Consider the following 14432-nt stretch of genomic DNA (forward strand, 5'->3'; position numbering starts at 1 on the left):
CTCCATGCCACGAAACTTGTCATGAAAACCCACTATTCACAGGCTTTACGGCCGTCTTCAGCGGCGCGGATTATCCAATCAACAACACGTTATCGCCCCCTGCGACAGGGTGCGACATTATTGTCCTTTCAGAGCCAGAATTCCGCCGTCGGAAAAGCTTCAGCAAGAGCGGAGACCTTCAACAAATTTAAGAAAAAATCTCTAGGAAACAATGGATTATTTTCTCAGGTGATTGCGCATCATCATCATCCGCGCCCCTTCCGCGAGTCAACTTCGAAGCCTCCCAAACCGCCGATTTCGGCAATTATTATTTTTTTGTAATTTGAATAAGCCGCCGCACCGCAATAGGTTCGATCTCAACAAAGCGATCCCCGAGCGAAGCACCATCCCTACCCCCGGCGCCGCTTCGCAAGGGTGCCTTTGCAAATACCCTCCGGCTTGGGCTTCGGCCCTGCGTGCCGGTGGAAGCAAAGAGCAAGAAGGCAGGAGCGCCCCCAGCTCCTGCCTTCTTAAATTTTTGGCTCTCCCTGCGACAACTCTCCCTTTGAAATTAACCGCTTATTGACAAAACCGTTGACAGGCGGCGCTCGCATGAAAGATGTATGCGCCGAACTCCCTGGACCTCTCCAAATGGCTTTTACCGCGGACAATCTTGCAGCAGACGATCGCTTTCTCGCTGCCATCCTGCGTTGCGCCGATCAGATGCTCGCCATCTATCGCGAGAGCCCGCGCATCGCCTCGATCTTCGCCGCGCAACAGCGCTGGCTGATGGCCCATGCCGGCTTCGCGCTCCATTACGGTTATTCCGACGACGGGAAGAGCGGCGGTCTCTATTCCGGCCGCTTCATCGATTTTGCGGTCAGGAACGACATCGCCAGCCGCAACACGGCCGCGGCCTTCATGCAGGAGATGCTGGCCTATCGCTTCCTGCGACCGGTCCCCGGCCCCGACAAGCGCACACGCTACCTCGAGCCCACCGAAATCGCCGAGCAGCATTTCACCCGATGGCTCGTCGCCCATATGATGATCCTCGACAGCCTCGACGGCGGTGAGCGCGCCGATAAGATCACCGCCAACCCCTCGGCGATGATGACAGCGATCCAGCCACTGATCGCAAGGGCGATCATCGGGAGTGAAGCGGTGCGCAATCCGGGCGCCACCTTCAACCTCTTCAACTGGGCAAATTCCGGCGGGCTGGTGATGGACTATATGATCTCGCGCCTTCCCGAATTTCCAAGGACGGCCGATCGCGTCGTGCTCGGCCCTCTGTCGCTCAGGGAAATCCGCGAACAGTTCATGATCTCCAACACCCATTTGAAGCGGCTTCTGATGCAGGCAGCGACCATGGAGAGCATCGGCTGGACAGAGCCCTCCCGCAAGGGCGACTTCTGGCTGTCGGCCCATTTCATCGGCGAATACTGGAATTATCAGGCGGCGAAATTCGCCATTATCGATGCCGCCGCCGAAGCGGTGCTCGGGCCTGCGGTCCGTGACGAACCGCAGGCAAGAAAGGCGATCTGAGGCTTATCCGTTCAACAGTTCCTTGACGGTCGCCGACGCCTTGGCGAAATCCATCTGGCCGGCGTAACGCTCCTTCAGCGCCGCCATCACCTTGCCCATGTCCTTGGCACCCGCGGCACCCGTCTCGGCGATGATCGCCGAGACGTTGGCGCGCACTTCGCCGTCCGAAAGCTGCTTCGGCATGAAATCCTGGATGACGATGATTTCTGCGCGCTCCTTGGCGGCAAGCTCCGGGCGGGAATTCTCCTCGTAGATCTTTGCCGATTCGTCACGCTGCTTCACCATTTTAGCAAGGATCTGCAGGATCTCGTCGTCGCTCGCCTGTTCCTTGCCAATGCCGCGATTGGCGATATCGCGGTCCTTGACCGCGGCCTGAATCAGCCGGACGGTGGAAAGCCGCTCCGCATTCTTGGCCTTCATCGCCTCTTTCAGCTGGGTGGCGAGTTGATCGCGCAGCATGGTCTTCACTCCTGTTTTGATGCCGCTTCATAAACCACGCTGATGCGGCGGATCAAATAAATTGCGCGGTCAGCGCGATAAAGCGCAGGAAAACAGCAGCGATCTCGGCTACAAAGATTGACGCTAAGCGATTGCGTGGCTATTTACCGCCACCTGCACCAAAATTCGTGATCAGGCCTGAAGCGCGCGGCATTGCCGTGTCCAAACGCCTGCGAAATCAAATGGCGACGAGCGCGGCAACGCGCCCACCTGCCGGAAACGGGATGAAGATGACCGCGACAGCACCCTGGACAATCGAAAAGCCGACCGCCCTACTCGTTCTTGCCGACGGCACGGTCATCGAAGGCAAGGGCATCGGCGCTACCGGCAAGGTGCCGGCCGAAGTGGTCTTCAACACCGCGCTCACTGGCTATGAGGAGATCCTGACGGACCCCTCCTATCTCGGCCAGATCGTCACATTCACCTTCCCGCATATCGGCAATATCGGCACCAATGATGAAGACATCGAGGATCTGACGCCTGCCGCCCGCCACGGCGCCGTCGGCGTCATCTTCAAGGCCGACATCACTGAGCCCTCGAACTACCGCGCCGCCAAGCACCTCGACCAATGGCTGAAGGCCCGCGGCGTCATCGGTCTCTGCGGCATCGACACGCGGGCGCTGACCGCCTGGATTCGTGAGAACGGCGCCCCGAACGCGGTGATCGCCCACGATCCGAACGGTGTCTTCGACATCGAGACGCTGAAGGCCGAAGCCAAAGCCTGGAGCGGCCTTGAAGGTCTCGATCTCGCCAAGATCGCCTCGTCGGGCCAGTCCTCGCAATGGACCGAAACGCCGTGGGTGTGGAATGAAGGTTACGGTGAACTCAAGGCGACTGACGCGAAATACCACATCGTCTGCCTCGATTACGGCGTCAAGCGCAACATCCTGCGCCTGTTTGCCGGCCTCGACTGCAAAGTGACTGTCGTGCCGGCCGCAACGAGCGCCGAAGACGTGCTCGCCATGCAGCCGGACGGCATCTTCCTGTCGAACGGCCCTGGCGATCCGGCGGCAACCGGCGACTATGCCGTGCCTGTCATCAAGACGCTGATCAAGACCGATATCCCGGTCTTCGGCATCTGCCTCGGCCACCAGATGCTGGGCCTGGCACTCGGCGCGAAGACCGAGAAGATGCATCAGGGCCATCACGGCGCCAACCACCCCGTCAAGGACCACACGACCGGCAAGGTCGAGATCGTCTCGATGAACCACGGCTTCGCGGTCGACTCGAAGTCGCTGCCGGATGGCGTTGAAGAGACTCATATTTCGCTTTTCGACGGCACCAATTGCGGCCTGCGCGTCCTCGGCAAGCAGGTCTTCTCCGTCCAGCACCATCCAGAAGCCTCTCCCGGCCCGCAGGACAGCCACTATCTCTTCCGTCGCTTCATCAACATGGTGCGCGAGAAGAAGGGCGAACCGGCGCTTGCTGAACGCTAATTTCTAGCGATTTCCGACCGCCAAGGTCGGCCTTTAACTTGTTGACAAACCTCACTCTTCGTCATCCTCGGCCCTGTGCCGAGGATCTGCCACATATCGACCGAAGGCAGATGCTCGGGACAAGCCCGAGCATGACGAAATAGGAGTTGGCCGCTTTGTCAGTAGCCCAAAGGTTCGCCCAGGCGGGCCCTTTTCTTTATCCGCCTATTGACCTCAGCTTAACTTGAGGAATTACAGATCTGCCTGCAGACATCTGATGCAGGAGAAAACTGGATGAGCGGAGCTTTCTTTCGAGTCGACAAATTCATCGTGCCGGCGGCGGCACGCGAGGAATTTCTCGTCAAAGTGATGATGACCCACAAGGTGTTGGAGACGCAGGACGGTTTCATCGATCACAGGGTGCTGGAGCAGGTCGCCGGTCCAGGCGAATTCAATTTCGTCACGATCGCCGAATGGGAAAATGCCGAGGTCGTCGAGCGCGCGCGGGCAGCCGTGGCGGCGGCCCAGAAGGCCGCCAATTTCGATCCGCAGGAAATGTTTGCGCGTCTCGGCATTCACGCCGATATCGCCAGCTACAAGCCTGTCGCGGCCTGACAGCAGAGGCGGCTGGCTCAGGCGTGCGTCAGTTCCGCCTCGCGGCGCAGGAGAAGGTAGAAGCGCGCACAGAGCATGACGGCGGCGGCCGCCAGCCCGACGAGAAAGCCGAACCAGATGCCGATGCCACCGAAACCCAGCGGGAAGGCAAAGGCCCAGGCGAGGAAGAAGCCGATCGGCCAATAGGCGATCAACGCCATGATCATCGGCACGCGTGCGTCCTTCAGGCCGCGCAGCAATCCATTGGCGATCACTTGCAGCCCATCGACGAGCTGGAAAAGCCCGGCAACGACGATCAGCGGCCCGGCATAGGCAAGCACCTCGGGCGCCTCGGGCGAGTTGACGTCGAGGAACCAGCTGCCGAGGAATTGCGGCATGGTGGCAAAGAGCACGCTGCCCACCGCCGAAATGGCGCAGGCGAGGACGAGCACGGTGATCGAAGCGCGCACCAGCCCCTGATAGTCGCCCTGCCCGTGGGCGACACCGACGCGCACCGTTGCCGCCTGGCTGAGGCCGAGCGGAATCATGAAAGCGATCGAGGCCCATTGCAGGGCAATGCCATGAGCCGCAAGCTCGATGGTGCCGATATAGCCCATCAGCAGCGAGGCCACCGTGAACAGGCTGACCTCGGCAAGGAGGGTAACGCTGATCGGGAAACCGAGCCGGATGACCTCCAGCAGCGCGTGCCAGTCGGGTTTCCAGAACCGCACGAAGATCTCGTAGCGCCGCGTCTCTTCCCGCCGCTGCACGAAAGCCAGGATGAAGAGGAAGCCGGCCGTCTGCACGACGACCGACACGATCGCCGCGCCCTCGAGCCCCATCGCCGGAAAACCGAAATGGCCGAGCACGAGCATATAGGCGAAGATCGCGTTCATCACCAGCGTGGCGATGGTGACGTTGAGGATGATGCCCGCCTTGCCGATGGCGCTGACGAGCGAACGCATGACGTTGAAGAGCAGGCCCGGCAGCACGCCGAACTGGCCGATCATGATATACCCATGTGCGAGCTTGGCCACCTCGGGCTTCTGCTGCGCAAAGAGCAGGATCTGTTCCGCATTGAAGAAGGCCGGTTGCATGATGATCCAAAATCCGATCACCACCCAGAGACCCATGCGCAGCGATCGGCGCACCGAGACGACGTCGCCGCGGCCATAGGCCTGTGCCACCATCGGAATGACGGCGATGGCAAAGCCCGAACCGAAGATGAGGATCGTGAACAGGAACTGCGCCGACAGCACCATCGCCGCCAGCTGCTCAGCGCCGAGGCGGCCGACGATCATCACATCGGTGGTGTGGATACCGAGCTGGGCGAGCTGCGCGCCGATCAGAGGAATGCCGAGCGCCAGCGTGGCACGGAAATGTGCGCCCCAACGATTATCGGTTGTCGGCGCAAGCCTGCGCGCGTCGATCGGCGTGTCCATGACACCAGTCCTGTGATTGAAATATGCATCGCCGCAGCTTGCGGCGAAATATCATCCGGACTTAGATCAAAGCCCCGCAAAGAACTACCCCAAATGAGGCAGATGATGAAAAATTCATCATCGCATCAGCGTTTCTGATCGATCAACTTGCCGCTTCCAGCGCCTCGGCCGGCTGACGGACCCGGACCCGCAGGAGGAACACGCCGGCCGCCACCAGGATGAACAGGGCGGCAGCAAGATAGGGCGCGCCGGCAAAAGTGACCGGCGCCTCGGGCCGCGTGAAGTAGCCGAACATCTGCGTGAAGATCAAAGGCCCAGCAATGGTGGTGATGCTGCTGAGGCTGGTAAGCGCGCCTTGCAGCTCGCCCTGCGCCGAGGGTGGCACCATGCCGGCGGCGATGCTGCGCAGCGGCGGATCGGCGACGTTTTCCATGACAGTCGCAACGATGATGACATAGACGATCCAGCCCTCCCAGGCGAAGGCATAGCCGGTGAGACCGACGGCCGAGAAGCAGAGGCCGAGAAGAGCGGTCTTCCACTCGCCGAGCACCGGCACGATCCGCGGCAGAACCAGCCCCATGACGATCACGGCGCCGATGCCATAAATGCCGAGTGACAGCCCGATCTGTCCCTCGCTCCAGCCGTAGCGATAGGTCGAGACGAACGCCCAGACCGAGGGATAGACGGCATGCGCCAGGAAGAACAGGAACATGACGAGGCTGACCCAGCCGATGCCGGGATAATGGCGCATCTGGCGCAAAGCGCCGAGCGGGTTGGCACGTTTCCACTCGAACCGACGGCGGTTCTTCGCCTCCAGCGTTTCCGGCAGCAGGAAGCAGGCGGCGATGAAATTGACAAGCGACAGCGCGGCCGCACCGAGGAATGGCACACGCGGGCCGAATTCGCCGAGGACACCGCCGACGACGGGGCCGATGGTGAAGCCGACGCCGAAGGCGATGCCGATCAGCCCGAAATTCTTCGCCCGGTTCTCCTCCGTGCTGATATCGGCAATATATGCCGAGCACGTGGCAAAGCTGCCGCCGCTGATGCCGGCAAGCACGCGGCCGACGAACAGCATCCAGAAGCTGGTGGCGATGCCGCAGATGAAATTGTCGATCGCGAAGGTCAGCACCGAAAGCAAAAGGATCGGCCGGCGGCCGAAACGGTCGGACAGGTTTCCGAGCAGCGGCGCGAACAGGAATTGCATGCCAGCATAGACGAGCATCAGCCAGCCGCCGTCGATCGCCGCATCGCTGACGCTGCCGCCAGTCAGTTGCTCCAGATAGGCAGGCAGCACCGGCATGATGATGGCGATGCCGATAATGTCGAGGAAAAGGATGATGAAGACCAGGAAAAGGCCGCGGCGCACGAATTTCGGGTCAAGCATGAGGCATCTCTACAGCGGTTGGTTCTGAAAAGACGATCTCGTCGCCGAGAAAGTGACATAGCTCAGAAAAGAAACCGAAACAATCCGTGAACATTTCAAAGTTTTTGATAATGCGCAACGGGAAATTTATGATAGGCCTCAACCGGTGGGCGCGCGCCGTAGTCCCAGTTTCAGAAAATCGCCAGCCGCCCAGCGGATCGCCGGGCAATGCGTTCCCTTGCAATCGCCGCGACGGCATCCAGATCAGAAGACAAGACCGATCATTGTGCATTTCCCCGCACAGCCTGTTCGATGCCGTCCGATTATCGCCCAAATGCGAAAGCGGTAAAACGGCGTCCGGCAACGCCGCCCGGCGCGGATGCTCGATCGCACCGCGCGGAGCAGAAATAGGAGAAAACTATGCAGACCTATCGTTTGGGAAAGACCGGACCCGATGTCTCGGCCATCGGCCTCGGCTGCATGGGCATGTCGGGCATGTACGGCCCCTCCGATCGCGCAGAAAGCATCGCGACGATCCATGCCGCGCTCGATGCCGGCATCAACCTGCTCGACACCGGCGATTTCTACGGCATGGGCCATAACGAAATGCTGATTGGCGAGGCATTGAAGGGCCGCAGGCGCGAGGACGCCGTCATCAGCGTCAAGTTCGGCGGCCTGCGCGATCCCGTCGGCGGCTGGAGCGGCATTGACGCCCGGCCGGTCGCGGTCAAGAATTTCCTCGCCTATACGCTGCAGCGCCTCGGCGTCGACTATATCGACATCTACCGTCCCGCCCGCCTCGATCCGAACGTGCCGATCGAGGACACAGTCGGCGCCATCGCCGACATGGTCAAGGCAGGTTATGTCAGGCATATCGGCCTGTCGGAAGTCGGCGCCGACACCATCCGCCGCGCCGCTGCTATCGCCCCGATCGTCGACCTGCAGATCGAATATTCGCTGATCTCCCGCGGCATCGAGGAGAAGATCCTGCCGACGACACGCGAACTCGGCATCTCGATCACCGCCTACGGCGTGCTCTCGCGCGGCCTGATCAGCGGCCACTGGCAGAAGGGTCAGGGCGGAACGGCAGGCGATTTCCGCGCCTACAGCCCGCGCTTCCAGGAGGGCAATATCGAGCAGAACCTCGCTTTGGTGGAGAAGCTGCGCGAGATTGCCCAGGCAAAGAGCGTCTCTGTCGCCCAGATCGCCATCGCCTGGGTCGCCGCCAAGGGCAAGGATATCGTCCCGATCATCGGCGCTCGCCGCCGCGATCGGCTGACCGAGGCGCTCGGCTCACGCGCCGTCGACCTGTCGCCAGAAGATTTCGCCGTCATCGAGCGCGCCGTGCCGAAAGACGCGGCCGCAGGTGGGCGTTATCCCGAGCATATGCTGCAGCATATGGACAGCGAGAAGTAAGCAAGGAGTGGAAGGGGCTGCGATGTGCTTTGTGCCATGCGTCCCTTCATCTCTCCTCAAACCGGTCCCGAGAACGTATCGCAGGCCGCCAGCTGGCCGCTGTCGAAGCCGCGCTTGAACCATTTGACCCGCTGCTCCGAGGTCCCGTGGTTGAAGCTTTCCGGAACGACATAACCCTGTGACCGCTTCTGCAGCGAATCGTCACCGATCTGCTGGGCGGCGTTCAGCGCCTCCTCCAAGTCGCCTGACTCGAGCAGCCCCTTCTGCTGGGTATATTTGCCCCAGATGCCGGCAAAGCAATCGGCCTGCAGCTCGACGCGCACCGACATCTTGTTGGCGTCGGCCTCGCTCATACGCTGGCGGGCCTGGTTGAACTTCGGCAGGATGCCGAGCAGGTTCTGCACGTGATGGCCGACCTCATGGGCAACGACATAGGCCTCGGCGAAATCACCTGACGCGCCGAAGCGGTCGGAAAGCTCCTGGAAGAATTCGGTATCGAGATAGACCTTGTGGTCGCTCGGGCAGTAGAACGGACCTGTTGCAGATGATGCGGAGCCGCAGGCCGATGCGGTCGAGCCAGAGAACAGCACGAGACGCGGCTCCTCGTAATTCTGGCCCTGCGCCTGAAAGATGCCCTGCCAGGTATCCTCGGTCTCGGCAAGAACGGTGCGCATGAAGGCGGTCATCTCGTCATTGGCGGGCGTGCGCGTTCCGCCGGACTGGCTCTGCTCATAGCCTGGGCCGCTCGTCGTGCCGCCGGTATCGAGCATCTGCAGCAGATCGATGCCCATCATCTTGAAGATGAAATAGATCACGACGAGGAAGATGATCGTGCCGATGCTGAGGCCGCCGCCGGCACGGCGAACGCCGCCGCCGGAAGGAAAGTTGAAGCCACCGCCGCGGCCGAAACCGCCGCCGGTCGAACCGCCACGGCGATCCTCGATATTGTCGGACTGACGCCGGCCTCTCCATTCCATCTTCGCTCTCCCCGGCAATGCCTGTGCTTGCGCTCAAGGAGTTATATATCCGTCGGCGGCCGGAATTCCAGCGGCTTCATCGGGCAATCAGGCGCCCGCGTCGGCGGCGCAGCACGATCGCGGCCAGGATCGAGCCGATCACCGCCGCAGCAAGGACAGCCGGCCATTCCGCACCGGTGAAGACGACCGCATGCATGATCCGGCCAGGCACGAAAGTGAACAGGCCGGCGAGGATGATGCCGCCGAAATAAAGGCCGGCGACGATGCGTTTATGCAGAAGGATATCGCCGCGGCGGGCCGCCGTGATCGCATTCCAGCTGCCGAACAATGTTGCGATCGACAAAAGATGGATCGGGCTGAACCCGTAGAAGAGATCGAGTTGGTGAATGAAGAAGCTCGATATCGCCGTTACAATCATCAGCACCATCCAGATCCTGCCGAGCAGCCGGTGCAAAGGCGTTCCCTTGGGGCGCAGCAGGATATAGGCGCCGAGAAGGGCCGCCGGCGTAACAGCGGCGACATGGATCTGAACGGCGAGCGGGGCATCAAAGAGCGGTTCGAGGGTCATGAGCGGCATCCGGTTGAATTCGATCGCTCTTTCCGCCAAGACTTCATCCGCCTCAATCCGAACCGCGCGAACGGCAGGAAAACTTCGTGATTCACCCCTTCTTGCAATCCACGCTTCGCGAATTGCAGGTCTTTCTCCACTCCCGGCGCTTCTGGGGAACCTTTGCCGCGATCGTCCTGCTCTTTGCCGTCACCGGCCCCTACGGCACGATGGAAAGCATGGCCTTCGGCGAACGCCTCGCCTATTGGCTGAGCCTGCATGCCCTTGCCTGGGTGATCGCTATCCTCTGCGCGGTAGTGGCCGAAAGACTGCTGCGGAGGATGCTCACTTCCATGTTCGCCCGCATGATGGCGGGTTCGCTCGCCGCCGCCCTGCCGATCGGTTTTGCCATCGGCCTCGTCGACTATGTCTTCACCGGCGAAACGACCACGCTGGACAGCGGCCTGCACCGCGCGCTTTTTGCGTTGCCGCTCTGCGCCCTCTTCTGTCTTTTGACCTATATGGCGATGAGCCAGAAAATCGCCGAAGCCGCAGCCCCTGAGGAAACCAGCCCCGCAGCCTCGATCCTCGACCGGCTGAAGCCTGAGAACCGTGGCTCGCTGCTGCGCCTTTCCGTCCAGGATCACTATACCGAGGTGGTGACCAGCCGCGGGCGCGAACTGGTGCTCTTGCGTTTCGCCGACGCGCTGAAAGAAACCGCCGCGACGCCGGGCCTTCGCGTCCATCGCTCGCACTGGGTGGCCGACGCCCATGTCGAAAGCCTGAAACGCGACAATGGCAGGCTGCTGATCCTCACCCGCGACGGCACGAAAATCCCGGTCAGCCGCAGCTATGCCGAGGATGTGCGCCGCCGCTTCGCGTAAAGAAGACGCGCGGCGCTGCAGGTGCTTGACGGGACTCACGCTTTCGCTCTTCCGCAAGCAGGGCTACGAAATCCGGCTGCTCGTCGGGCCTGACGAGAAAATCGGCTTTCGCGCCGTGTTGGATTCCTGTCGATTCCGCGATTTATGGGGTTCCGTTTGCAAATACATTTGCCTATAAGCCGCTTCTAGCCTGAAAAGACCCAGCATGCGCGACCCGACCCGGTGATCTCCCACCCTGGCCGGCTTTCTGCGCAGCCAGAAAACGGAAGCACTCATGCCGAAGCGCCAAGATATCAAATCGATCCTCATCATCGGCGCGGGACCGATCGTCATCGGCCAGGCTTGTGAGTTCGACTATTCCGGCACCCAGGCCTGCAAGGCGCTGAAGGAGGAGGGCTACCGCGTCATCCTCGTCAACTCCAACCCGGCGACGATCATGACCGATCCGGGCCTTGCCGACGCCACCTATGTCGAGCCGATCACCCCCGAGGTCGTCGCGAAGATCATCGCCAAGGAGCGCCCGGATGCGCTGCTGCCGACCATGGGCGGCCAGACGGCGCTGAACACCGCGCTTTCGCTGAAGCGCATGGGCGTGCTCGATCGCTACAATGTCGAGATGATCGGCGCCAAGCCCGCCGCCATCGACATGGCCGAGGACCGCGCGCTGTTTCGCGAGGCGATGGCCCGCATCAGGCTGGAAACCCCGCGCTCGATGCTGGCGAACGCCACCGACATCAAGGACCTCGACCGCAAGACGCACGAGGCCGAGCGCAACAAGCTGCGCGACAGCCTCTCCGGATCCGATCTCGACAAGGCCCTGGACGAGCTGGAAAATCAGTGGAACCTTGGCGAGAGCGACCGCAAGCAGCGCTACATGAGCCATGCCATGGCGATTGCCGCCCAGGCGATCGACCATGTCGGTCTTCCCGCCATCATCCGTCCCTCCTTCACGCTCGGCGGCACCGGCGGCGGCATCGCCTACAATCGCTCGGAATTCTTCGAGATCGTCGGCGGCGGCCTCGATGCCTCGCCGACCACCGAAGTGCTGGTCGAGGAATCGGTACTCGGCTGGAAGGAATATGAAATGGAGGTCGTCCGCGACAAGGCGGACAACTGCATCATCATCTGCTCGATCGAGAACATTGATCCGATGGGCGTCCACACCGGCGATTCGATCACCGTCGCGCCGGCGCTGACGCTGACGGACAAGGAATACCAGATCATGCGCAACGCCTCGATCGCGGTGCTGCGCGAGATCGGGGTCGAGACCGGCGGCTCGAACGTCCAGTTCGCCGTCAATCCGAAGGACGGCCGTCTCGTCGTCATCGAAATGAACCCGCGCGTCTCGCGCTCGTCGGCGCTCGCCTCCAAGGCCACCGGCTTCCCGATCGCCAAGATCGCCGCCAAGCTCGCGATCGGCTATACGCTCGACGAACTGGATAACGACATCACCGGCGGCGCAACGCCTGCCTCCTTCGAACCGTCGATCGACTACGTCGTCACCAAGATCCCGCGTTTCGCCTTCGAGAAATTCCCCGGCGCCTCGCCGGTGCTGACGACAGCGATGAAATCGGTCGGCGAAGTCATGGCGATCGGCCGCACCTTCGCCGAATCGCTGCAGAAGGCGCTGCGTGGCTTGGAAACCGGACTGACCGGCCTCGACGAAATCGAGATCCCCGGCTTTGAAGAGGGCGAATCCAGCCAGAACGCCATCCGCGCCGCAATCGGCACACCGACGCCCGATCGCCTGCGCATGGTCGCCCAGGCGCTGCGCCAGGGCATGAGCGAAGCCGAAGTCCACGAAGGCTGCAAGATCGATCCCTGGTTCATCGCCGAACTGAAAGCGATCGTCGAGATGGAGGCTCGCATCCGCGAGCACGGCCTGCCCCAGGATGCCGCCAACCTGCGCATGCTGAAGGCCATGGGCTTCTCCGACGCGCGCCTGGCGACCCTGACCGGCAAGCGCCCGAAGGAAGTCGCCGAATTCCGCAACAGCCTCAACGTCCGGCCGGTTTTCAAGCGAATCGACACCTGTGCCGCCGAATTCGCTTCACCGACCGCCTATATGTATTCGACTTACGAGACGCCTTTCGTCGGCGCCGCCCGCTCCGAGGCTGAAGTCTCCGACCGCAAGAAGGTTGTCATCCTTGGCGGTGGCCCGAACCGTATCGGCCAGGGCATCGAGTTCGACTATTGCTGCTGCCATGCCGCCTTCGCGCTGAAGGATGCGGGTTATGAAGCGATCATGATCAACTGCAACCCGGAAACCGTCTCGACCGACTACGATACGTCGGACCGCCTCTATTTCGAGCCGCTGACGGCCGAGGACGTGATCGAGATTCTGCGGGCAGAACAGGAAAAGGGCGAAGTTGTCGGCGTCATCGTCCAGTTCGGCGGCCAGACGCCGCTGAAGCTTGCCGAGGCGCTGGAAAAGAACGGCATCCCGATCCTCGGCACCGCACCCGATATGATCGACCTTGCCGAGGACCGCGACCGCTTCCAGAAGCTCCTGATGAAGCTCGACCTCAACCAGCCGAACAACGGCATCGCCTATTCGGTCGAGCAGGCCCGCATGGTCGCCACCGAAATCGGCTTCCCGCTGGTCGTGCGTCCCTCTTACGTGCTCGGCGGCCGCGCCATGCAGATCCTGCATTCGGAAGGCCAGTTGCAGAGCTACCTGCTCGATACCGTGCCTGAACTGGTGCCTGAGGATATCAAGCAGCGCTATCCCAACGACAAGACCGGCCAGATCAACACCCTGCTCGGCAAGAACCCGCTGCTCTTCGACAGCTATCTCAGCAACGCCATCGAAGTCGATGTCGACTGCCTCTCCGACGGCACCGATGTCTATGTCGCCGGCATCATGGAGCATATTGAGGAAGCCGGCATCCATTCCGGCGACAGCGCCTGCTCGCTGCCGCCACGCTCGCTGTCGGTCGAACTGCTCGACGAACTGGAGCGCCAGGCCAAGGCCATGGCCAAGGCGCTCAATGTCGGCGGCCTGATGAACGTCCAGTTCGCCATCAAGGATGGCACCGTCTACGTTCTCGAAGTCAATCCGCGCGCCTCGCGCACCGTACCCTTCGTCGCCAAGACCATCGGTGCGCCGATCGCCAAGATCGCCGCTCGCGTCATGGCCGGCGAGAAGCTCGATGCGACCTTCGCCGCCTATGGGCAAAAGCCCGATCCGCGCAAGCTGAAGCACATCGCCGTCAAGGAAGCCGTCTTCCCCTTCGCCCGCTTCCCCGGCGTCGACACACTGCTCGGCCCGGAGATGCGCTCGACCGGAGAAGTCATCGGCCTCGATACTGATTTTGCGCTGGCCTTCGCCAAGTCGCAGCTCGGTGCCGGCGTCGAGCTGCCGCGTGACGGGACGGTCTTCGTCTCCGTCCGCGACGCGGACAAGCCGCGTGTGCTGCCGGCGATCCGCATCCTCGTCGAGCAGGGTTTCAAAGTGCTGGCGACCGGCGGCACTGCCCGCTTCCTTGGCGAAAACGGCATCACCGCCACCAAGATCAACAAGGTGCTCGAAGGCCGTCCGCACATCGAGGACGCGATCCGCAACCGCCAGGTCCAGCTCGTCATCAACACCACCGATGGCAACAAGGCGATCTCGGACTCCAAGTCGCTGCGCCGTGCGACGCTGATGCAGAAGGTGCCCTACTACACGACGATGGCAGGCGCCGAGGCCGCCGCGCAGGCGATCAAGGCGCTGAAAGCCGGCAATCTGGAAGTGCGGCCGCTGCAGAGCTATTTCGCCTGAGATACGGAA

12 protein-coding genes are annotated in these 14432 nt (G+C 61.8%); 7 read left to right on the plus strand and 5 right to left on the minus strand.

What is annotated here, in order from left to right; translation table 11 throughout:
• Positions 1–21: 21 nt before the first annotated feature.
• A complete protein-coding gene (locus A6U98_RS36810; RefSeq protein WP_156667859.1) occupies positions 22–321 on the plus strand; it encodes a hypothetical protein in 300 nt (99 codons plus the stop codon).
• A gap of 309 nt (positions 322–630) precedes the next feature.
• Positions 631–1521 carry a hypothetical protein gene (locus tag A6U98_RS18385; RefSeq protein WP_064651894.1) on the plus strand — a complete coding sequence of 297 codons (891 nt, stop codon included), beginning with the start codon at positions 631–633 and terminating at the stop codon, positions 1519–1521.
• A gap of 3 nt (positions 1522–1524) precedes the next feature.
• On the opposite strand, the gene A6U98_RS18390 is transcribed toward A6U98_RS18385, so the two are convergent.
• Positions 1525–1980 carry a GatB/YqeY domain-containing protein gene (locus A6U98_RS18390; RefSeq protein WP_064651895.1) on the minus strand — a complete coding sequence of 152 codons (456 nt, stop codon included), beginning with the start codon at positions 1978–1980 and terminating at the stop codon, positions 1525–1527.
• A 269-nt stretch (positions 1981–2249) separates the two neighbouring features.
• Here A6U98_RS18390 and carA point away from each other — a divergent pair, with 269 nt between their 5' ends.
• The gene (carA, locus tag A6U98_RS18395; protein ID WP_064652274.1) at positions 2250–3455 is read left to right on the plus strand and encodes a glutamine-hydrolyzing carbamoyl-phosphate synthase small subunit; all 1206 of its coding nucleotides are present in this window, start codon (positions 2250–2252) and stop codon (positions 3453–3455) included.
• A gap of 273 nt (positions 3456–3728) precedes the next feature.
• Positions 3729–4049: an antibiotic biosynthesis monooxygenase gene (locus A6U98_RS18400; protein ID WP_064651896.1), complete on the plus strand. Its 321-nt coding sequence runs from the start codon at positions 3729–3731 to the stop codon at positions 4047–4049.
• 17 nt (positions 4050–4066) lie between these two features.
• Here A6U98_RS18400 and A6U98_RS18405 read toward each other — a convergent pair whose 3' ends face one another.
• Positions 4067–5470, minus strand: a complete 1404-nt coding sequence (locus A6U98_RS18405) for an MATE family efflux transporter (RefSeq protein WP_064651897.1) — start codon at positions 5468–5470, stop codon at positions 4067–4069.
• A 142-nt stretch (positions 5471–5612) separates the two neighbouring features.
• Complete coding sequence (locus tag A6U98_RS18410; RefSeq protein WP_064651898.1) at positions 5613–6857, minus strand: TCR/Tet family MFS transporter; 1245 nt, start codon at positions 6855–6857, stop codon at positions 5613–5615.
• Positions 6858–7256: 399 nt separating this feature from the next.
• Here A6U98_RS18410 and A6U98_RS18420 point away from each other — a divergent pair, with 399 nt between their 5' ends.
• A complete protein-coding gene (locus tag A6U98_RS18420; protein ID WP_064651900.1) occupies positions 7257–8252 on the plus strand; it encodes an aldo/keto reductase in 996 nt (331 codons plus the stop codon).
• Between the two features lie 56 nt (positions 8253–8308).
• On the opposite strand, the gene A6U98_RS18425 is transcribed toward A6U98_RS18420, so the two are convergent.
• Positions 8309–9229, minus strand: a complete 921-nt coding sequence (locus A6U98_RS18425; RefSeq protein WP_064651901.1) for a neutral zinc metallopeptidase — start codon at positions 9227–9229, stop codon at positions 8309–8311.
• A gap of 76 nt (positions 9230–9305) precedes the next feature.
• On the minus strand, positions 9306–9836 hold the full coding sequence (locus A6U98_RS18430; RefSeq protein ID WP_064651902.1) for a DUF2306 domain-containing protein: 531 nt from the start codon (positions 9834–9836) through the stop codon (positions 9306–9308).
• Positions 9837–9883: 47 nt separating this feature from the next.
• Between A6U98_RS18430 and A6U98_RS18435 the strand changes: the two genes are divergently transcribed.
• Both A6U98_RS18435 and carB read left to right on the plus strand, forming a co-directional pair.
• Positions 9884–10660 carry a LytTR family DNA-binding domain-containing protein gene (locus tag A6U98_RS18435; protein WP_064651903.1) on the plus strand — a complete coding sequence of 259 codons (777 nt, stop codon included), beginning with the start codon at positions 9884–9886 and terminating at the stop codon, positions 10658–10660.
• A gap of 274 nt (positions 10661–10934) precedes the next feature.
• On the plus strand, positions 10935–14423 hold the full coding sequence (gene carB, locus A6U98_RS18440) for a carbamoyl-phosphate synthase large subunit (RefSeq protein WP_064651904.1): 3489 nt from the start codon (positions 10935–10937) through the stop codon (positions 14421–14423).
• Positions 14424–14432: the final 9 nt, after the last annotated feature.

Source organism: Rhizobium sp. WYCCWR10014 (genome assembly GCF_001657485.1).
In the GTDB taxonomy this organism is placed as follows: Bacteria; Pseudomonadota; Alphaproteobacteria; order Rhizobiales; family Rhizobiaceae; genus Rhizobium.